Below are 20,664 nucleotides of genomic sequence, written 5' to 3'. Positions count from 1 at the left end.
GCGGCCCAACGGGAGCAAGCTCCCTCGCCACAAATACAGCGTTCACCCTTAACTGACTGGCATTAGGGCTTGCACATTTGGATCCGCGAGAATCAGAAAAAGCTTTTTGACAGCGCAGCAATTCAACAGGTTAGAATCGCTGGCACGCAGACTGCATGGTCAGTTTGCGCCCGTCTTCCCAGCTCTGGAGTACTGCCTTTGAATGCGACGACCATCAACAGCCTGTTCTTGATCGGCGCGTTGCTGGTGGGTGCGAGCATTCTGGTGAGTTCCCTTTCGTCCCGCCTCGGAATTCCGATCCTGGTGATCATCCTGGCCGTGGGCATGGTCGCCGGCGTGGATGGCGGCGGCATCATCTTCGACAACTACCCGACCGCCTACCTGGTGGGCAACCTCGCCCTGGCCGTGATCCTGCTCGACGGCGGCTTGCGCACACGGGTGGCGAGTTTCCGTGTGGCGCTCTGGCCCGCGCTGTCGCTGGCCACGGTGGGGGTGTTGATAACCACCGGCCTTACCGGCATGGCAGCGGCATGGCTGTTTGACCTGAATATCATCCAAGGTTTGCTGATCGGCGCAATCGTCGGTTCCACGGACGCCGCTGCGGTGTTTTCGCTGCTGGGCGGCAAAGGCTTGAACGAACGGGTTACCGCCAGCCTGGAAATCGAGTCCGGCAGCAACGACCCGATGGCGGTGTTCCTCACCGTAACCCTGATCGACATGCTCGCCAGCGGCCAGACCGGCCTGCACTGGAGCCTGCTGACGCACCTGATCCGCGAGTTCGGCATCGGGGGCATTATCGGCCTGGGCGGCGGCTGGCTGATGCTGCAGATGGTCAACCGCATCAACCTGGCCACCGGCCTGTACCCGATCCTGGTGATCGCCGGGGGCCTGGTGGTGTTCGCCCTGACCAACGCCCTGCATGGCAGCGGCTTCCTCGCTGTGTACCTGTGCGGCCTGGTCATCGGCAACCGCCCCGTACGCAGCCGTCATGGCATCTTGCATATGCTCGACGGCATGGCGTGGCTGGCACAGATCGGTATGTTCCTGGTGCTGGGCCTGCTGGTCACGCCCCATGACTTGCTGCCGATTGCCCTGCCGGCCCTGGGCCTGGCGCTGTGGATGATTCTGTTTGCGCGGCCGCTGTCCGTCATCATCGGCCTGCTGCCGTTCAAGGCGTTCCACGGCCGCGAAAAAGCCTTTATCGCCTGGGTCGGCCTGCGCGGCGCGGTGCCCATCATCCTCGCGGTGTTCCCGCTGATGGCGGGGCTGCCCCATGCGCAGCTGTACTTCAACCTGGCGTTCTTCATCGTGCTGGTCTCGTTGCTGGTGCAAGGCACCAGCCTGCCGTGGGTCGCCAAGCTGCTCAAAGTCACCGTACCGCCGGAGCCCGCACCGATCTCCCGCGCAGCGCTGGAAGTGCACGTCACCAGCGAGTGGGAGTTGTTCGTCTATCGCCTGGGCGCAGAAAAGTGGTGCATCGGCGCCGCCCTGCGCGAACTGAAAATGCCCGAAGGTACGCGGATCGCGGCGCTGTTCCGAGGCCAGCAATTGCTCCATCCGTCGGGTAGTACGGTGCTGGAAGTCGACGATCTGCTCTGCGTGATCGGCCACGAACACAACCTGCCGGCCTTGGGCAAGCTGTTCAGCCAAGCGCCGCAACGCGGTTTGGATCTGCGTTTCTTCGGCGACTTCGTCCTGGAAGGCGACGCCCAGCTGGGTGCGGTGTCGGCACTGTACGGCCTCAAGCTTGAAGGCCTTGACCCGGATATGCCGCTGAGCAGCTTCATCACCCAGAAAGTCGGCGGCGCGCCTATCGTCGGCGACCAGGTGGAATGGAACAGCACCATCTGGACCGTCGCGGTCATGGACGGGAACAAGATTGGTAAAGTCGGCGTCAGATTCCCCGAAGGAAGTCGCCCGGGCCCCGGACTCTTCCTCTAAACTGCGGGGCAACAACGCCCCCGATTCTTCACCTTGCTCGACCGGTCTCTATGCCAACCTTGCGCACTTATCTCGCCACTGCCCTGCTGAGCCTGACCCTGTGTGTCGGCATCGTCCACGCCGCCGAGCCGCCCAGCGCCGACGCGATCCAGCAAAGCCTGGACAAACTGCCCGACCGCAAGTTGCCCGACGCCGACATGAAGGCGCTGCAGGCGATCCTGCAACAGACCTTGACCTACCTGGGCAACAAGCAGGACTACGAGCAGCGCCTCACCGACCTCAAGCGTCAGTTGGAAGACGCTCCGCGCCAGACCACCGAAAACCAGCGCGAACTGGTGCGGCTCAAGGCGACCAAAATTATCCCGGTGGCGCAACGCTACGCCAGCCTGCCGGTGCCGCAGCTTGAGCAACTGCTGGTGCAGCGTTCCACCCAGCAAGGCGACCTGCAAAAAGAACTGGCCGACGCCAACAGCCTGACCATCGCTGCCCAGACCCGCCCCGAGCGCGCCCAGACCGAAATCAGCAACAGCCAGACGCGCATCCAGCAGATCAATGCGACTCTCAAGCTCGGCAAAGACAACGGCAAGACCCTCAGCAGCGACCAACGTAACCAGTTGAACGCCGAGCTTGCCTCCCTGAACGCGCTGATCCCGCTGCGCCGCCAGGAACTGGCCGGCAACAGCCAACTGCAAGACCTGGGCAACAGCCAGCATGATCTGGTGGTCGAAAAGACCGCGCGCCTGGAACAAGAGATCCAGGACCTGCAAACCCTGATCAACCAGAAACGCCTGGCTCAGTCCCAGCAGACGGTGACCCAGCAGTCCATCGAAGCACAGAAAGCCGGCAGCAGCAGCCTGCTGGCCTCCGAGAGTGCCGCCAACCTCAAGCTCTCCGACTACCTGCTCAAAAGCACTGACCGCCTCAACGACCTGACCCAGAAGAACCTGCAGACCAAACAGCAACTGGACACCGTGACCCAGAGCGACTCGGCCCTGGACGAGCAAATCAACGTGCTCAAGGGCAGCCTGCTCTTGTCCAAGATCCTCTACAAACAAAAGCAAGCACTGCCGCGCCTCACCGTCGACCGCAACCTGGCAGACGACATCGCCAACATTCGCCTGTACCAGTTCGAGGTCAACCAGCAACGCGAGCTGATCAGCACTCCCAGCAGCTATGTGGATAACCTGCTGGCCAACCAGCCGCCGGATGAAGTCACACCACAATTGCGCCGCACCTTGCTGGAACTGGCGATCACTCGCAGCGACCTGCTGGAGCGCCTGAGCCGTGAGCTGAGCGCACTGCTCAATGAGTCCATTACCCTGCAACTGAACCAGAAACAACTGCTCAGCACTGCGAGCAACCTGCGCGCGACCCTCGATGAGCAAATGTTCTGGATTCCCAGCAACAAGCCGCTGGACACCGAATGGCTGGAAACCGTACCGGATCACCTGAGCAAGCAGATCACCACGTTGCCCTGGGCCTCCAGCGTCAGCGAACTGTATGACGGCCTGACCCAACGCCCGCTGCTGTTCCTGCCCTTGCTGCTGTTGATCGGTGCATTGTTGTGGCGGCGCAAGGCCCTGTACCAGCGCCTGAACAAGGTCCACCTGGACATCGGCCACTTCAAGCGCGACAGCCAGTGGCACACACCGCAGGCGATCCTGATCAATATCCTGCTGGCAATGCCGGTTTCCCTGGGCCTGGCGCTGTGCGGCTATGCGCTGCAGATCGACGCTCGCGGGCAAAATGCCAACCTGGGCGCCGCATTGCTGCTGATCGCCCAAGCGTGGCTGGTGTTCTACACCGCTTACAGAATTCTCGCGCCGGGCGGCGTGGCCGAACTGCATTTCCGCTGGGAACGCCCTCAGGTGGCCTTTCTCCAGGGGTGGATACGCAAACTCGGGCTGGTGGTACTGGCGCTGGTCGCCGTGGTGGCCATCGCCGAACACCAACCGGCGGCGCTGGCCGACGACGTGTTGGGCATCGGCGTGGTATTGACCTGTTACGCACTGATGGCCTGGCTGCTCGGCCGCCTGCTGCTGAACAGCCCGACCCATGAAAAGGCCTCGCTGTTCCGAAAATTCGTGGGGTTGGTGTTCACCGCGCTCCCCATCGCGCTGTTTATCGCGGTGTGCTTCGGCTACTACTACACCGCGCTCAAACTCAGCGACCGATTGATCAACACCCTGTACCTGCTGATGTTCTGGCTGGTCATCGAAGCCACCTTCGCACGTGGCCTGGGCGTTGCCGCACGGCGCCTGGCCTACGCCCGCGCGCTGGCCAAGCGCCAGGCCGCCAAGGAAGCCGGCGACGGCGAAGCCGTGATCGAAGAGCCGACCCTGGATATCGAACAGGTCAATGAACAATCCATGCGCCTGATCCGCCTGGCCTTGCTCGGCTGTTTCATTGCGGCGCTGTACTGGGTGTGGAAAGACCTGATCACGGTGTTCTCGTATCTGGACAACGTCACCCTCTACGAATACACCAGCGGCACCGGCGCCAATATCAGCATGGTGCCGATCAGCATCGGCGATTTGCTCGGGGCTTCGATCATCGTCGGTATCACGTTCGCCCTGGCGCGCAACCTGCCCGGTTTGCTGGAAGTACTGGTGCTGTCCAAGCTGGATCTGGCCCAGGGCAGCGCCTATGCCACCACCACCTTGCTGTCTTATGTGATTGCCGGCGTCGGCTTCGTCTCGACCCTGTCCACCCTCGGTGTGAGCTGGGACAAGTTGCAATGGCTGGTGGCGGCGCTGTCGGTGGGCTTGGGTTTCGGGATGCAGGAGATTTTCGCCAACTTCATCTCCGGCATCATGATCCTGTTCGAACGCCCGGTGCGTATCGGCGACACCATTACCATCGGCAACCTGTCGGGCACGGTGAGCAAGATCCGCATCCGCGCCACCACCATTACCGACTTTGACCGCAAAGACATCATTGTTCCGAACAAGACCTTCATTACCGGGCAACTGATCAACTGGTCGCTGACCGACACCATCACCCGCGTCACCTTGAAACTGGGCGTGGACTATGGCTCCGACCTGGACCGCGTCAAAGAGCTGCTGCTCAAGGCCGCCCGCGAAAACCCACGGGTGCTCAAGGAGCCGGAACCCCACGTGTACTTCCTCAACTTCGGCGAGAGCACACTCGACCACGAACTGCGTATGCATGTGCGTGACCTGGGTGACCGTAACCCGGTGATCGACGAAGTGAACCGCTTTATCAACCGCGAGTTCAAGAAAGAGCACATCAATATTTCGTTCCGCCAGATGGAGGTTTACCTGAAAAACCTTCACGGCCAGGAATACAAACTGGTGGAAGTCGACTCACCGACCAAACCCGCCAACGACGGCGGTGCGCAAGAGCCGCCGCCAGGCAAACTCGACTAACGACGTTATCCCCAGCAGAATGCTCGGACATTCTGCTGGAGATGGCCGGTGAAAGCCCTCGACGAACTGACCTTCGACAACCGCTTCGCACGCCTGGGCGACGCGTTCTCAACCCATGTTCTGCCCGAACCGCTCGACGAGCCGCGTCTTGTGGTGGTGAGCAAGGCCGCCATGGCACTGCTCGACCTCGACCCAAGCGTGGCGGAAACGCCGGTGTTCGCCGAGCTGTTTGGCGGGCACGCGCTATGGGCCGAAGCGGAGCCACGCGCAATGGTCTACTCCGGGCATCAGTTCGGCGGCTACACGCCGCAATTGGGCGATGGCCGTGGGTTGTTGCTGGGCGAGGTGTATAACCAGGCCGGCGAGCATTGGGACCTGCACCTCAAGGGCGCCGGGATGACGCCGTACTCGCGCATGGGCGATGGCCGCGCGGTGTTGCGTTCTTCGATTCGTGAGTTTCTCGCCTCTGAAGCGCTGCATGCGCTGGGTATCCCCAGCAGTCGCGCCTTATGCGTGATCGGCTCCAGCACGCCGGTCTGGCGCGAAAAACAGGAACGCGGCGCCATGGTGCTGCGCCTGGCGCCCAGCCATATCCGCTTCGGCCATTTCGAGTATTTCTACTACACCCAAAAGCCCGAGCAGCAGGCGCAATTGGCCGAACATGTCCTGAACCTGCATTACCCGGAGTGCCGGGAACAACCGGAACCGTACTTGGCAATGTTCCGCGAAATCGTCGAGCGCAATGCCGAAATGATCGCCAAATGGCAGGCCTACGGCTTCTGCCACGGGGTGATGAACACCGACAACATGTCGATCCTCGGCATCACCTTCGACTTCGGGCCGTTCGCCTTCCTCGACGATTTCGACGCGCATTTCATCTGCAACCACTCCGACCATGAAGGCCGTTACTCCTTCAGCAATCAAGTGCCCATCGGTCAGTGGAACCTCAGCGCGCTGGCTCAGGCGCTCACGCCATTTATCAGCGTCGACGCCTTGAAAGAGGCCCTGGGTCTCTACCTGCCGCTGTATCAGGCGCACTACCTGGATTTGATGCGCCGCCGCCTGGGGCTGACCACCGCCGAAGACGACGATCAAAACCTGGTGGAGCGCTTGCTGCAATTGATGCAGAACAGCGGCGTCGACTACACGCTGTTCTTCCGCCGCTTGGGCGATGAATCAGCGGCACTGGCCGTGTCACGGCTGCGTGATGACTTTGTCGACCTGGCTGGCTTCGACGCCTGGGCCGAACGGTACAAGGCTCGCGTTGAACGGGATGGCGACGGCAGCGAAGAACAGCGCCGTGCGCGGATGCACGCGGTAAACCCGCTGTATATTTTGCGCAACTACTTGGCGCAGAACGCTATCGCTGCCGCCGAGTCCGGCGATTACAGCGAAGTGCGGCGGCTGCATGAGGTGCTGTCCAAGCCGTTCGAGGAGCAGGCAGGGATGGAGCAGTACGCGCAACGGCCGCCGGATTGGGGTAAGCATTTGGAGATTAGTTGTTCGTCTTGAAGCGTTAGATAAAGGTTTCGACTGAAACCCCAAATCGCTCTGCCAGCCAACGAATTTGCCGCACGTTGAGCTGGCGCTTTCCACTCAAGATCTCAGAGACGACCGACTGTGCACCAACCCCAGGCAGATCGCTCTGGGTGAGATTATGTTCGCGCATCATGTAGCGCAGCACATCGACACCGCTAGCGACGGGCATGGGGCGATGCTCATGATCGTAGGTTTCGATCCAGTCGCTGAGGATATCCACCAAGCTCATCAGCGGACTGTCCTCGTTTTCGCCGATCAGGCTCAACAGTTCGTCCAAACCAGCTACCAGCGCATCATAGTCCGCTTCGTTTTTGGCCTGCGCATGACTGGCGAAACGAATTCCCAGTGCTCGGCCGCCACTCGCATAAGCGCGCTCATCTGTTTTTTTCCTTCCATTTATCTTTCTCATAATCGCGCTATCGCATATTGCTATAGAAACAAGCAGACCGATGGTGCAGAACAGAATACGTGCTGACAGCCTAGGCAGACGTTCTCACAGCAACACGGCCAAACTGTGAGCGAATGAGTCCCGTCCTCCCAGCCTTGATAAACCGCAGGATTGACTCCAGATACACTCCATTGGCCACCCAAGGAGCACACCATGTCTGAACCTCTTGTCATCCCCTGCCCACATTGCAACGGCCTCAACCGCATCCCTGGCGAACGCCTGGGTGATGCACCGAAATGTGGGCGATGCAAGCAGCCCGTGTTGTTGAACAAGCCTTTTGAGTTGAAGCAAGGCGACTACGCCAGCCAGATCAAGGGCGACCTGCCGTTGCTGGTAGATGTGTGGGCCGATTGGTGCGGGCCGTGCAAGTCGTTTGCGCCCGTGTTTGAACAAGCGGCTGGGCAATTGGAAGGTCAGTGCCGGTTGGCCAAGCTGGACAGTGAAGCCAATCAGCAGCTGTCGGCACAGTTGGGGATTCGCTCGATCCCGAGCTTGATTCTGTTCAAGAACGGCCGCGAAGTGGCGCGCCAGAGTGGGGCGTTTCCGATGCCGCAGTTGATGAGTTGGTTGCGCAGCCAGGGCGTCTGAACCAGCCTCAAGGACAACACAGGTCAAATGTGAAAGAGGGGCTTGCTCCCGATGCCAGTGTGGCAGTCAGCACATCTGCTACTGATACTCCGCCATCGGGAGCAAGCGGCCTCCCGCTTCTGACCGCGTTTACCTGGAGGCTGCTTTACCCAGAGGCTAACGGAGCTTCGTGGTCCATCAGTTGGCCGACCAGCAGGACGCCCAGTTCGCTCAATTGGTGAATCGCCAGGGCCACATCGCGGTGTTCGCCGGTGAGGTCGTTGGAAAGGTTGAGCAATAAAGTGCGGACGCAGGAGAAGGTTTCGTAGCTGTTGAGCAAGAGGGTTTCGGTGGGAAGGCTGGGGATAACGGTATAGAGGTCAACCATGGATCGTCTCCGGGTGGGCGAGCCGCAACCAACCCGCTACTAAACGGAGGGTGGCAGCTGTACGCAGGTTAGTAGACCGGGGAGACGCAACCGGCGCGCTCGAAAGCGCCCTCCGTACAGCCACCATCACATTCAGGAAAATCCTGATCGACGATTTGCCGTACATCTCACCACGGGCTACTAAACCCGATCACTGAACATTCAGCGACCGGCAAACCTTAGAGACGCCCATCCAGACGCACAAGCCAGCGGATTCTGGCGTAGCTGTAGGCATCGAGACAAGACACAACCCCACTTGCCAGCCCCTTCCTACAGCCTCTGTGGGACAAATCCAAACTCACCAATGTGGGAGAGGGCTTGCTCCCGATGACAGCCTATCACTAGCAAATGTGCCAACTGACGTCGGGCGCAAGCCCCCACACAGTGCTGTGCTGCACTTCAGGTCACGCGTTTTCCAGCAGGTTATGCAACTCCACGAACTGCAGCGTCAGCTTATGCCGTGGGTCCAGATGGATCAGCGGCTTGCTCTCCTGGTGCGACTCGCGCATGCGCACGGAACTGGCCAGGTACACCGGCAACACCGGCAAGCCTTCGGCGATCAACTCATCGAGCATTTGCTGCGGCAGGCTCGCCCGGGCCTGGAACTGGTTGACCACGATGCCTTCCACTTCCAGTCCTTCGTTGTGGTCATCTTTCAACTCTTCGATCTCACGCAACAGCCCGTACAGCGCCTGACGGGAAAAGCTGTCGCAGTCGAAGGGGATCAATACGCGATCAGCGGCAATCAGCGCCGAAACCGCATAAAAATTCAAGGCCGGTGGTGTATCCAGGTAGATCCGGTCGTAATCTTCACTCAGCTCATCCAGCAGCTTTCGCAGCTTGTTGATCTTGTGCTTGGCCTCGAGCTTGGGCTGCAGGTCGGCCAGCTCGGCGGTCGCGGTGATGACGTGCAGGTTGTCGAACGGGGTTTCGTAGATATCCACCTGGTTCTTCTTGGAAAAAGGCCCCGAAGACAGGGTTTGCTTGAAAAAATCCGCGATCCCCATGGGGATATCCTCGCCGGTCAAACCGGTGAGGTACTGGGTTGAGTTGGCTTGTGCATCGAGGTCAACCAACAGGGTTCGATAGCCTTCGCTGGCGCTGACCGCCGCCAGGTTGCAGGCAATGCTGGACTTGCCTACACCGCCTTTCTGATTGAACACCACGCGCCGCATGGAAAAACCTCCGTGTATCAATGAATGTCCCGAGTGTAGAGGGCAAAAGCGCCTGTTAGCTACCTCGTTCATCCGTGCACGGGTGCATTACAAGCCGATTCCAGGACCACGCATACACATCAAAGGGACGCGTCCGACGATCAAACTTGCCTCCAAGTAAAGGACAATCTGTAAATCTTCCCGACTGATTTGCAAACGACCGTGCACAATTCTTTACCAAAATTTGCTAGAACCCCACGGCACCGGGATAATGCGCGCCATTCGGCCATTGCTCCTGTCCCGGTATTCGGGGCCAACAGCCGCACATGGAAGCCCGCAGGGGCGGGATAACTTCTCAGTGATCAATTTCAACATCGCCCAATGGCGTGCCTGGGCTCCTGGCCTGGAGAGTGCGGATGCCTGGCGCACATGGTGCCAGGCCCCGGTGTTGCTGCCCGTCAGTGAAGCCTCCCCCGACGTGTCATTCCTCCCGGCCATGCAGCGTCGGCGCCTGAGCCGCCTGGCGCGCATGGCGTTCAGCGTCGGCTGGCCGCTGGCCGAGGGCCTGCGGGACCTGCCGTTGGTCTTTATCTCGCGCCACGGAGAAACCCCACGCACTCTCGACATCCTCAGCGACCTGGCCAACGACCAGCCGTTGTCGCCCACCCAGTTCAGCCTGTCGGTGCATAACGCGGTGATTGGCCTGTGGTCGATCCTGCGCAATGAAACCAGCGAAATGACCGCCCTCGCCGCCGCTGGCGATGGCCTGGAGCACGGCCTGCTGGAAGCCGCCGCACTGCTCAACGAAGGTTCACCGGCCGTGCTGCTGGTGATCACCGAAGAACAGCCGCCCGAAGCCTATGCCAGCTGGATTCACGACGTACCATTCCCTTACGCCCTCGGCCTTTTGCTGATACCGGGCGACGAGTGGCAGCTGGAATTAACCACCGCCACTGTCCAACCCAGCACCACCCAACAGTGGCCTCACGCCCTGAACCTGCTGCGCACCCTGCTGACCGAACAGGTCGCCTGCCAACATGCCTGGAAGAACCGTGTATGGAACTGGCAACGCAAGCCCTGACCCGCAAACCGCGGGACGCCTACTACTGGCGCCTGTTCGCAACCGCCGCCAGCTTCGCGCTGTTCGGCGTCGGCGGGTTGTGCCTGCGGTTGCTGGTGTTTCCGTTGCTCGGTTGCCTGCCGGGCAGCGCCGACACACATCAGCGCCGCGCCCGCCATACCATCAGCAGGCTGTTCTGGCTGTTTATCCGCCTGATGCAACGCGCCGGCGTGCTGACCTACAGCGTCGAAGGCGCCGAAAACCTTGGTCGCCCGGGCCAGATGATCATCGCCAACCACCCGTCGCTGATCGACGTGGTGTTCCTGATCGGCCTGGTGCGCCAGGCCAACTGCGTGGTCAAGCAGAGCCTGTGGCAGAACCCCTTTACCCGTGGGCCTGTGCGTGAAGCCGGCTATATCAGCAATGATGGCAGCGCCGACATGCTCGATGCCGCAGCCGATGCCCTGCGCGAAGGTCAAACCCTGATCATCTTTCCCGAAGGCACCCGTACCCCGCCCGGCGCGGCGCCCGCCTTTCATCGCGGCGGCGCCGCCATTGCACTGCGCGGTGCGACAATCATCACCCCCGTGGTGATCAAGGTCAGCCCGACCACCCTGACCAAGGCCGAACCCTGGTATCGCATCCCAAAATGCCGCGTGCACTTCAGTTTGCGGGTGGGTGCCGATATAGAACCACAAGCGTTTGCAGCGCTCGGGCCCGCGCCCCAGGCTTCACGCAAGCTCAACGATTACCTGCACCACTATTTCATTAAGGAGCTCGCCGAAGATGAGCGACCAACAACGCCTTGAGCACGATATAAAAATAATGATCATCGAGGCCCTGGGCCTGGAAGACATCAGCGCCGACGACATCGGCAGCGAACAAATCCTGTTCGGCGAAGGCCTGGGCCTGGACTCGGTCGACGCCCTGGAACTGGGCCTGGCGATCCAGAAAAAGTACGGCATCAAGATCGATGCCGACGCCAAGGACACCCGCAATCACTTCACCAACGTGGCCAGCCTTGCGGCGTTCGTCACGGCCAGACAGGCAGCTTGAGACCGTACCATGCAAACTCGTGACGATATTTTCAACACCCTGCGCGATGCCTTGGTGGAGCTGTTTGAACTGCCTGCGGAACGCATCACCCTCGACGCCAACCTATATCAGGACCTGGAGATCGACAGCATCGATGCCGTAGACCTCATCGACCATATCAAACGCCAGACCGGCAAGAAGATCGCCGCCGAAGAGTTCAAGGCGGTGCGTACCGTAAACGACGTGGTAGAGGCGGTGTACCGTCTGGTCACGCCTGCCGCATGAGCCGGTTGATCGGCCTTGGCCTGTTGCTGGCAGGGTTGGTGTACCCCTTTGCGGTGTATTACGGCACCGAGCACTTTGCGCCCTGGCAGTTCGGCTTGTTGCTCGGTAGCCTGTGGCTGTTGCGTGCACTCACCGCGGCACGGCGCCCCGGCAGTCGCTGGATGGCCGTGGCGGTGATTGTGTTTTGCCTGTTGCTGGCCTGGTTCGACAACCCGCAGTGGTTGCGCTGGTACCCTAGCCTGGTCAGCGCATTCATGCTGACGCTGTTCGGCCTGAGCCTGAAGTATGGGCCGCCGGTGGTCGAGCGCCTGGCGCGCATGACAGACCCTCAATTGCCGCCCAAAGCGGTGGTCTATACGCGCAAGGTCACCGTGGTATGGAGTGTGTTTTTTCTGTGTAATGGCCTGCTGGCCGCCGCCCTCACGCTGTGGGCGCCGCTGAGCTGGTGGACGTTGTACAACGGCTTGATCGCCTACGGGCTGATGGGGCTGCTGTTTGCCGTGGAATGGCTGATACGACAAAGGGTTCGAGGCCGCGTATGAAAGGTTTGAAACTTGAGCACTTGCTGCTTGAGCCGCTGGAACAGCGCTTGGTCACCACCGAGCCGCTGATGAATCATGCCCAGTTGTGGGCGCAATCTTTGAGCCTGGCGGCGGGCCTGCAAGCGCGTGGCATCCAGCGCCTGGCCGTACACCTGGAAGACGCCGGCTTACTGGCGGTTGCCCTGTTGGGCGCCTGGCGCGCCGGGGTCAGCGTGCTGCTGCCTGCCGACCTGCAACCCCAGACCCGCCAACGCTGGGACGACTCAGTGGACGCCTGGCTGGTTGCGGCAACCGATCTCGACGCGCTGTACCAGACGCCATTGAGCCCTGCCGAACTGGACCTGGACACCTGCCAACTGAGCCTGTGCACCTCCGGCTCCAGCGGTGAGCCCAAGCGTATCGACAAAACCCTGCGCCAGTTGGCCAACGAAGTCGAGGCTCTGGAAACCCTGTGGGGCAAGGACCTCAAAGACGCCTGCATCATCGGCAGTGTCGCCACCCAACACATCTACGGTTTGTTGTTCCGTGTGCTGTGGCCGTTGTACGCCGGGCGCAGCTTCGTGCGCCGGCAACTGCCCTTTCCCGAAGACTTGCAGCGCGCCAGCCGCGAACACCCGCAATTTGCCTGGGTGGCAAGCCCGGCGCTGCTCAAGCGCATGGGCGACAACCTCGATTGGCCGGCGTTACGCCAGGTAACCCGGGTATTTTCGTCCGGCGGCGCCTTGCCCATCGAAGCGGCCGGTGAGCTTTACGATCGTTTGCAGCAATGGCCGACGGAAATCCTCGGCAGTTCGGAAACCGGCGGCATCGCCTGGCGCCAAGGCGCACAGCCGTGGCAACCCTTTGCCGACGTGCAACTGAGCCAGGATGCGGAGGGCGCCCTGCGCATTGCCTCGCCCTATTTGCCGGCTGGCCATATCGAACAGACCGCCGACGCTGCGCGTATCCATGCCGATGGTCGCTTCGAACTGCTCGGCCGGCTTGACCGCATCGTCAAGCTGGAAGAAAAACGCATCTCCCTGCCCATGCTGGAACAGGCGCTGATGGCCCACCCGTGGGTTGCTGAAACCCGCCTGGGCGTGGTGCAGGAAAACCGTGCGTCCCTCGGCGCCCTGGTGGTCCTCAGTGCTGACGGCCTGCATGCCCTGCGCAATCAGGGCCGTCGCACGCTGACCCAAAGCCTGCGCCAGCACTTGAGCCAACATTGCGAAGCCCTGGCCCTGCCCCGCCGTTGGCGCTTGCTGCGCCAGTTGCCGCTGAACGCCCAAGGCAAGCTGCCCCAAGCCGATGTCACGGCCCTGCTGCTCGCCCCACGGCCAAAAGCGCCGCACGTGTTGGAACAAGTCGAAGCCAATGGTGAATGGACCCTGCAACTGAGCGTGCCCCCGGACCTTGCCTACTTCAGCGGCCACTTCCCCACCACGCCCGTACTGCCGGGCGTGGTGCAGGTGGAGTGGGCGTTCAACCTGGGCCAGCAGTTGATGGACGTGCCAAGGACCTTCGCCGGGATGGAAGTGCTCAAGTTCCAGCAACTGGTACGCCCTGGCGACCAGATCGAACTGCACCTGCGCTTCGACCAGGAGCGCGGCAAGCTGTATTTCGCCTACCGCAACGGCGTCGCGGCCTGCTCCAGCGGCCGCATCCAATTGATCGCCGCCCATGCATAAGCCTTGCGCCCTGATCCCGGTCTACAACCACGAAGCCGCCGTGCCGGCCGTGGTCCGCAACCTTCTGGACAGCGGCTTGCCGTGCCTGTTGGTGGATGACGGCAGTAGCCCGGCCTGCGCGGCAGTGTTGGCGCAATTGGCGATGCTTGAGCATGTCACCCTGCTGACCTTGCCGAGCAACCAGGGCAAAGGCGGTGCGGTGATGGCCGGTTTCCGCGAGGCTGCACGCCTGGGCTTCAGCCACGCCCTGCAGGTGGACGCCGACGGCCAGCACGACCTGCGTGACGTCCAGGCCTTCCTCGACACTTCGCGGGCCCATCCGACGGCCGTCATCTGCGGCTACCCCGAATACGATGAGAGCGTGCCCAAGGGCCGCCTGTACGCGCGTTACCTGACTCACGTATGGGTGTGGATCAACACCCTGTCGCTGCAGATCCGCGACTCGATGTGCGGCTTTCGTGTTTACCCGCTGGCGCCCACGCTGGCCCTGATGGACTCGGCCTACATCGGCACGCGCATGGATTTCGACTCGGACATCCTGGTGCGCCTGGCCTGGCGCAACCAACCGATGCGCTGGCTGCCGACAAAAGTGCATTACCCCACCGACGGCCTGTCGCACTTCCGCCTGTTTCGCGACAACGTGCGCATCTCAGCCATGCACACCCGGCTGTTCTTCGGCATGTTGGTACGTATGCCGATAATCCTGTGGCGGCGGTGGCAGGCATGAGCGACAGCAATAAACATTGGGCCGACCGCGAGGAGCGCGGCAGTTTCTGGCTGATGAAACTCACCGCCGTCGCCGCCAAGGTACTGGGACGTCGCTTGCTGAGCCCGCTGCTGTACGGCATCGTGTTGTACTTCTTCCTGTTCGGCCGCACGGCACGCCGGAGTGCCTGGGAATACCAGCAGCGCCTGGCGCACTGGAGCGGCCGTGATGCATTGCGGCCCACCCATAAAAGTGTATTCGGCCAGTTCATGGCCTTCGCCGACTCCTTGCTCGACAAGCTCGACGTATGGAACGGCAAGCTGCACATCGAACAGATCGAAATAAACGACCCGGCGCAATTGCGTGGGCAACTGCGCGGCGAGCGCGGGCAGATGCTGGTGGGCGCGCACCTGGGCAACCTGGAAGTCTGTCGCGCCCTGGCGGAGATCGGCGAACAGGTGACCATGAACGTGCTGGTGCACACCAAGCACGCCGAGCGTTTCAACCGCCTGCTGGGCGAAGCCGGGGCGACCCATCTGCGCCTGATCCAGGTCAGCGAACTGGACCCGGCCACCATGCTGCTGCTCAGCCAGCGCTTGGACGAGGGCGAGTGGCTGGCTATTGCCGGCGACCGCGTGCCGTTGCACGGCGGGCGCAAGGTGCGTGTGGATTTCCTTGGGCATGCTGCGGCCTTCCCGCAAGGCCCATGGCTGCTGGCCGGCCTGCTCAAATGCCCGGTCAACCTGCTGATGTGCCTCAAGCATGACGGCCGCTATCGCCTGACGATCGAGCCTTTCACGCAATTGATCGAATGGAAGCGCAGCACCCGCGAGCAGGTCATTACCCAATGGACCGCGCGCTACGCCGAACGCCTGGGCCAGTTCTGCCTGCAAGCCCCCCGACAATGGTTCAACTTTTACCCTTTCTGGAAGACCGATGACGACGCATCTTGAGCCGGTAACCTTTGGCGAACGCGCCTTGCGCATTGAAGACGTGCTGGCCCTGGCCAACCGCCAGGCGCCTACGCAGTTGCAGAACGACGCCGCATATCGCCAGCGTATCGCCAAGGGCGCACAGTTCCTCGACTCACTGCTGGACAAGGAAGGCGTGATCTACGGCGTGACCACCGGCTACGGCGACTCGTGCGTGGTGGCGGTACCGCTGCAACACGTCGAAGCCCTGCCCCGTCACCTGTACACCTTCCACGGCTGCGGGCTGGGCAAGTTGCTCGACGCACAGGCTACCCGTGCCGTGCTGGCCGCACGTTTGCAGTCACTCTGCCACGGGGTTTCCGGCGTGCGTGTCGAACTGCTGGAGCGCCTGCACGCATTTCTCGAACACGACGTGCTGCCGCTGATCCCGGAGGAAGGCTCGGTGGGCGCCAGCGGCGATCTGACGCCGTTGTCTTACGTGGCGGCGACCTTGTCCGGCGAACGCGAGGTGATGTTCCGTGGCGAACGCCGCCAGGCCGCCGACGTGCACCGCGAACTGGGTTGGCAGCCGCTGGTATTGCGCCCCAAGGAAGCCCTGGCGCTGATGAACGGCACCGCCGTGATGACCGGCCTGGCCTGCCTGGCCTTCGCCCGCGCCGACTACCTGCTGCAATTGGCCACGCGCATCACCGCGCTGAACGTGGTGGCGCTGCAGGGCAACCCGGAGCACTTCGACGAGCGCCTGTTCGCCGCCAAACCGCATCCAGGGCAAATGCAAGTCGCCGCCTGGCTGCGCAAGGACCTGGCAATCGATGCGCCGACCGCGCCGCTGCATCGCCTGCAAGACCGCTATTCGCTGCGCTGCGCCCCCCACGTACTCGGCGTGCTGGCCGACAGCCTGAACTGGCTGCGCTCGTTTATCGAGACCGAGTTGAACAGCGCCAACGACAACCCGATCATCGACGCTGAAGAAGAGCGTGTCCTGCACGGCGGGCACTTCTACGGCGGGCATATCGCCTTCGCCATGGACAGCCTCAAGACCCTGGTGGCCAACGTCGCCGACCTGCTCGACCGCCAGCTCGCGCTGCTGGTGGACGTGCGTTACAACCATGGCCTGCCGAGCAACCTGTCCGGCGCGCCGGCGGACCGCGCCATGATCAACCACGGGTTCAAGGCCGTGCAGATCGGCACGAGCGCCTGGACCGCCGAAGCGCTGAAAAACACCATGCCGGCCAGCGTGTTCTCGCGCTCCACCGAGTGCCACAACCAGGACAAAGTGAGCATGGGCACCATCGCCGCCCGCGATGCGATCCGCGTGCTGGAACTGACCGAACAAGTGGCTGCCGCCACCTTGCTCGCCGCCAACCAGGGGGTGTGGCTGCGCGCCCAGGCCGAGGATGCACGACCGCTGCCACCGGCCCTGGCCGCCATGCACGAGGAACTGGCCAAAGACTTCCCGCCGGTCATCGAGGACCGTGCCCTGGAAGGCGAACTGCGCCTGTGCCTCAAGCGTATCGCCGAGCAACACTGGAGGTTGCATGCGTAGCCCGGGCGTATTGCATTGCGACACTGAAATCCTCGTGCCGTTTTTCGACATCGACACCATGCACGTGGTGTGGCACGGGCATTACGTGAAGTACCTGGAAGTGGCGCGCTGTGCGTTGCTGGACAAGCTTGGCCACAACTACACGCAGATGCAGGCCTCGGGCTACGCCTGGCCGGTGATCGACATGGAACTGCGCTACGTACGCGGCGCCACCTTTGGCCAGACCATCAATGTGCGCGCCAGCCTCGTGGAATGGGAGAACCGCTTGAAGGTCAACTACCTGATTACCGACCTGGCCAGCGGCGAGCGCCTGACTCGCGCCAGCACCGTGCAGGTGGCGGTGGAAATCGCCAGCCGCGAGATGCAATTGGCCTCGCCCAAAGTCTTCACCGACGCCGTCGAAAGGGCACTGCAATGAGATCCCCTGTAGGAGCCGGCTTGCCGGCGAAAATCGTCAACGTGAATGCGGGCTGCCTGACACTGCGCCGCGCCCTCAGGTTTTTCGCGAGCAAGCTCGCGCCTACAGGGGTTGGGTTGCTGCTAAGTCTGAGCGCTCATGCTTTTGACCTGCAGCAGCTAAGCGAGCAGTTGGCAAAACCGTCGGTGATCCACGGCAACTTCATCCAGGAAAAACACCTGCGCGCCCTGCCCCAGCCCTTGGTCAGCAAAGGCACTTTCGTGCTGGCCAAAGACCACGGCCTGCTGTGGCTGCTCAAAACCCCGTTGCAACAGGACTACCGCATCAGCGCCCAGGGCATCGCCCGGCGCGACGCCGACGGCTGGCAACTGCTGCCGAACAAGAGCACCGGTGCCGAACAGAACCGCTTGTTTCTCGCGGTGCTCCAGGGCGACAGCAGTGGTTTGCAGCGCGACTTTGAGCTGCAACTGCAAGGCGAAGCCAACCAGTGGAAGCTGACGCTGGTTCCACGCTCGTTACTGCTCAAGCAGGTGTTCACCCAGATCAATATCGACGGCGGCGAATTGGTGCAAACCATCCAATTGCTCGAAACCCAGGGCGACAGCACCGTGCTGCGCATGCAGGACAGCACGGCAAGCCGGCCCCTGACTGACGCGGAGCAACACGACTTTGCCCAGTGAGCGCCTGCTGCCGCGCCTGTTCCTGATCCTGCTGGTGGCCGTACTGGCCGTGGCCGGCTGGCAGTGGCGCCAAGGTGCGCCACTGTCGGCCAACCTGATGGAGCTGGTGCCGGGCAATACGCCGGATGCCCTGGAACTGCAAGCCGAGCAGCGCATGCAGGAACCGTTGAACCGCGAGATGCTGGTGCTGGTGGGGCACACCGACCGCCAGCAAGCGGTAAGCGTGGCGCAGCAACTGGGCGAGCGCTGGCAGGCCAGCGGCCTGTTTGAAAAGGTGCAGTGGAACCTGCAAGCCGACTTGCCGGCACTGCGCGAACAGTTACTGCGCGGGCGGCTGGCAATGCTCTCGGCCAAGGACCGCGAACAACTGATCGAACATCCCGACGCGTTTATCCAACAGCGCGTGCAAGCGTTGTTCGACCCTTTCACCGGGTTCAGCCTGGTGCCGAGCCAGGATGACTGGCTCGGCCTGACCGGGCGCATCCAGAGCAGCCAGCCGCAACACGGTTCGGTGCAGCTGGATATCGGCAGCGGTGCGCTGATCGCCGATGCCGACGGTAAAAGCTGGGTGTTGCTGCGGGCGCGTACCACCGGCAATGCCTTCGATATGAAACTACCGCTGCAAGTGGCCGACCTGCTCAAGGCCAGCCGCACCCAGGCCGGCGAACACGGCGCGCAACTGCTCGCCGCCAGCGGCCTGCTGTACGCGGCCAATGGGCAGCAGCAAGCCACGCGGGAAATCACCTGGGTCGGCGGCGGCGCCACCCTCGGCATCCTGTTGTTGCTGTTGCTGGCGTTCCGCCGTTGGCGCGTGCTGCTGGCGTTTGTCCCGGTGCTGGCAGGCATGCTGTTCGGCGCGGTGGCCTGTGTGGCGCTGTTCGGCCACATGCATGTGATGACGTTGGTACTGGGCTCCAGCCTGATTGGTGTGGCAGTGGATTACCCCCTGCACTACCTGTCGAAAAGCTGGAGCATGAGCCCGTGGCGCAGTTGGCCGGCGTTACGCATCACCCTGCCCGGGCTGAGCCTGAGCCTGGCCACCAGCTGCATCGGCTACCTGGCGCTGGCCTGGACGCCGTTCCCTGCCCTGACGCAAATCGCGGTGTTCTCCGCCGCCGGGCTGGTGGGCGCGTATCTGTCGGCCGTGTGCCTGCTGCCGGCGCTGCTCAAGGGTGTGGAACTGCACCCCGCGCAGTGGCCGCTGCGTATTGCCGAGGGGTTGTGGCAAGTGCGTGCGGCGCTGCTCAAGCGCGTGCCGAGCCCGGTGCTGCTGGCATTGCTGTTGCTGTTTTGCGCAGGCGGCCTATGGCACCTGAACACCAAGAACGATATCCGCCAGTGGATCGGCGCACCGCCGCAATTGCTGCAGGAAGCCCAGGCCGTGGCGCGCATCACCGGTTTTCAGCCGACCAGCCAGTTCTTCCTGGTGCGGGCGGAGAACCAGCAGCAGTTGCTCGAGCGCCAGGCCGCACTGGGCCAGCGTCTGGATCAACTGGTGAACATGAACAAGCTGCAGGGTTACCTGGCGCTCAATCAACTGGTCAACCTGCCCGCCGAACAGCAACAGCTGCGTGACGGGTTGAACAACCTGGCGCAGCACTGGCAACCACTGCTGGACCTCGCAATACCGGCGAGCGCCCTGCAGGCTGAAGTGGCGCAGTTGCAGGCGTTACCAACCGAAGACATCGACGCCGCGCTGAAAGGCCCGCTGGCCGAACCCTGGCGCACACTGTGGCTGGGCCAGGTGGACGGCGGCGTGGCCGCGATGGTCAGCCTGCAAGGCTTGAACAACCCGGCGTTGCTGCGCGTACAGGCACTGGATTTACCCGGTGTGCAGTTGGTGGACCGCCTGGGTGACTTGAACCGGGTGTTCGCCGACACGCAGGTCAGCGCCGCGGAATTGAAGCTGATGTCGTGCGTGCTGATCGTGTTGCTGCTGATCTTGCCGTTCGGTTTCGGCGGCGCCTTGCGCATCGTCGCCCTGCCGTTGCTGGCGGCCCTGTGCAGCCTTGCCAGCCTCGGCTGGCTGGGCCAGCCGTTGACCTTGTTCAGCCTGTTCGGCCTGCTGCTGGTCACAGCCATCAGCGTCGACTACGCCATCCTGATGCGCGAGCAGATCGGCGGCTCGGCCGTGAGCCTTCTGGGGACGCTGCTGGCAGCACTGACGACCTGGTTGTCGTTCGGCCTGCTGGCGGTGTCGAGTACACCGGCTGTGAGCAATTTCGGCCTGTCGGTCAGCCTGGGCCTGGCGTTCAGCTTTATGCTGGCGCCCTGGGCCGGGCAACAGAGACATGCCTCATGAATACCGTGATCGCCAAAGTGGCAAGG

General features: G+C 62.2%; 18 protein-coding genes and 1 pseudogene. 16 read left to right on the top strand and 3 right to left on the bottom strand.

What is annotated here, in order from left to right:
* The first annotated feature begins 198 nt into the window (after positions 1–198).
* From EXW71_RS24445 to selO, 3 genes are read left to right on the top strand one after another with little or no spacing between them, the layout of a single operon-like run.
* Complete coding sequence (locus EXW71_RS24445; RefSeq protein WP_123716176.1) at positions 199–1,941, top strand: potassium/proton antiporter; 1,743 nt, start codon at positions 199–201, stop codon at positions 1,939–1,941.
* A 50-nt stretch (positions 1,942–1,991) separates the two neighbouring features.
* Positions 1,992–5,330: a mechanosensitive channel MscK gene (gene mscK / locus EXW71_RS24440; protein ID WP_134660472.1), complete on the top strand. Its 3,339-nt coding sequence runs from the start codon at positions 1,992–1,994 to the stop codon at positions 5,328–5,330.
* Between the two features lie 48 nt (positions 5,331–5,378).
* Positions 5,379–6,842, top strand: a complete 1,464-nt coding sequence (gene selO, locus EXW71_RS24435; protein ID WP_134660471.1) for a protein adenylyltransferase SelO — start codon at positions 5,379–5,381, stop codon at positions 6,840–6,842.
* A gap of 4 nt (positions 6,843–6,846) precedes the next feature.
* Here selO and EXW71_RS24430 read toward each other — a convergent pair.
* Positions 6,847–7,247: pseudogene (locus tag EXW71_RS24430) on the bottom strand (type II toxin-antitoxin system HigA family antitoxin).
* A gap of 223 nt (positions 7,248–7,470) precedes the next feature.
* Here EXW71_RS24430 and trxC point away from each other — a divergent pair.
* Positions 7,471–7,905, top strand: coding sequence for a thioredoxin TrxC (trxC, locus tag EXW71_RS24425; RefSeq protein ID WP_134660470.1), 435 nt, complete (start codon positions 7,471–7,473; stop codon positions 7,903–7,905).
* Between the two features lie 145 nt (positions 7,906–8,050).
* Here the strand turns inward: trxC and EXW71_RS24420 are convergent, their stop codons facing one another.
* Together EXW71_RS24420 and EXW71_RS24415 are read right to left on the bottom strand one after the other, a co-directional pair.
* Positions 8,051–8,272 (bottom strand): DUF6124 family protein, encoded by a 222-nt coding sequence (locus EXW71_RS24420; protein ID WP_123716182.1) that lies wholly within the window; start codon positions 8,270–8,272, stop codon positions 8,051–8,053.
* A 443-nt stretch (positions 8,273–8,715) separates the two neighbouring features.
* Positions 8,716–9,486, bottom strand: coding sequence for a ParA family protein (locus EXW71_RS24415; protein ID WP_123716183.1), 771 nt, complete (start codon positions 9,484–9,486; stop codon positions 8,716–8,718).
* Between the two features lie 337 nt (positions 9,487–9,823).
* On the opposite strand from EXW71_RS24415, the gene EXW71_RS24410 reads away from it, so the two are divergent.
* From EXW71_RS24410 to EXW71_RS24355, 12 genes are read left to right on the top strand one after another with little or no spacing between them, the layout of a single operon-like run.
* Positions 9,824–10,546 (top strand): beta-ketoacyl synthase chain length factor, encoded by a 723-nt coding sequence (locus EXW71_RS24410; RefSeq protein WP_134660469.1) that lies wholly within the window; start codon positions 9,824–9,826, stop codon positions 10,544–10,546.
* On the top strand, positions 10,522–11,334 hold the full coding sequence (locus tag EXW71_RS24405; RefSeq protein ID WP_134660468.1) for a 1-acyl-sn-glycerol-3-phosphate acyltransferase: 813 nt from the start codon (positions 10,522–10,524) through the stop codon (positions 11,332–11,334). The genes EXW71_RS24410 and EXW71_RS24405 overlap by 25 nt, the downstream gene beginning before the upstream one ends.
* Positions 11,312–11,581: a phosphopantetheine-binding protein gene (locus EXW71_RS24400; protein WP_123716184.1), complete on the top strand. Its 270-nt coding sequence runs from the start codon at positions 11,312–11,314 to the stop codon at positions 11,579–11,581. Before EXW71_RS24405 ends, EXW71_RS24400 begins: the two co-directional genes overlap by 23 nt.
* A gap of 9 nt (positions 11,582–11,590) precedes the next feature.
* A complete protein-coding gene (locus tag EXW71_RS24395; RefSeq protein ID WP_123716185.1) occupies positions 11,591–11,845 on the top strand; it encodes an acyl carrier protein in 255 nt (84 codons plus the stop codon).
* Positions 11,842–12,387 carry a hypothetical protein gene (locus EXW71_RS24390; RefSeq protein WP_123716186.1) on the top strand — a complete coding sequence of 182 codons (546 nt, stop codon included), beginning with the start codon at positions 11,842–11,844 and terminating at the stop codon, positions 12,385–12,387. The genes EXW71_RS24395 and EXW71_RS24390 overlap by 4 nt, the downstream gene beginning before the upstream one ends.
* Positions 12,384–14,054, top strand: a complete 1,671-nt coding sequence (locus EXW71_RS24385) for an acyl-CoA synthetase family protein (protein WP_134660467.1) — start codon at positions 12,384–12,386, stop codon at positions 14,052–14,054. Before EXW71_RS24390 ends, EXW71_RS24385 begins: the two co-directional genes overlap by 4 nt.
* Positions 14,047–14,781, top strand: a complete 735-nt coding sequence (locus EXW71_RS24380; protein ID WP_123716188.1) for a glycosyltransferase family 2 protein — start codon at positions 14,047–14,049, stop codon at positions 14,779–14,781. The genes EXW71_RS24385 and EXW71_RS24380 overlap by 8 nt, the downstream gene beginning before the upstream one ends.
* Entirely contained in the window at positions 14,778–15,713 is a 936-nt protein-coding gene (locus EXW71_RS24375) for a glycosyl transferase (RefSeq protein ID WP_134660466.1), read from the top strand. Before EXW71_RS24380 ends, EXW71_RS24375 begins: the two co-directional genes overlap by 4 nt.
* Entirely contained in the window at positions 15,697–17,238 is a 1,542-nt protein-coding gene (gene hutH / locus EXW71_RS24370; RefSeq protein WP_134660465.1) for a histidine ammonia-lyase, read from the top strand. Before EXW71_RS24375 ends, hutH begins: the two co-directional genes overlap by 17 nt.
* Positions 17,231–17,656 (top strand): thioesterase family protein, encoded by a 426-nt coding sequence (locus EXW71_RS24365; protein WP_134660464.1) that lies wholly within the window; start codon positions 17,231–17,233, stop codon positions 17,654–17,656. Before hutH ends, EXW71_RS24365 begins: the two co-directional genes overlap by 8 nt.
* Entirely contained in the window at positions 17,653–18,336 is a 684-nt protein-coding gene (locus tag EXW71_RS24360; RefSeq protein ID WP_134660463.1) for an outer membrane lipoprotein carrier protein LolA, read from the top strand. The genes EXW71_RS24365 and EXW71_RS24360 overlap by 4 nt, the downstream gene beginning before the upstream one ends.
* Entirely contained in the window at positions 18,326–20,638 is a 2,313-nt protein-coding gene (locus tag EXW71_RS24355; RefSeq protein WP_134660462.1) for an MMPL family transporter, read from the top strand. The genes EXW71_RS24360 and EXW71_RS24355 overlap by 11 nt, the downstream gene beginning before the upstream one ends.
* Positions 20,639–20,664 lie beyond the last annotated feature (26 nt).

The sequence above is a fragment of the Pseudomonas sp. BCA17 genome (assembly GCF_004519405.1).
GTDB lineage: Bacteria > Pseudomonadota > Gammaproteobacteria > Pseudomonadales > Pseudomonadaceae > Aquipseudomonas.
Note: the sequence above shows the minus strand (reverse complement) of the source record. Positions and strands in the feature narration are given on the sequence as shown.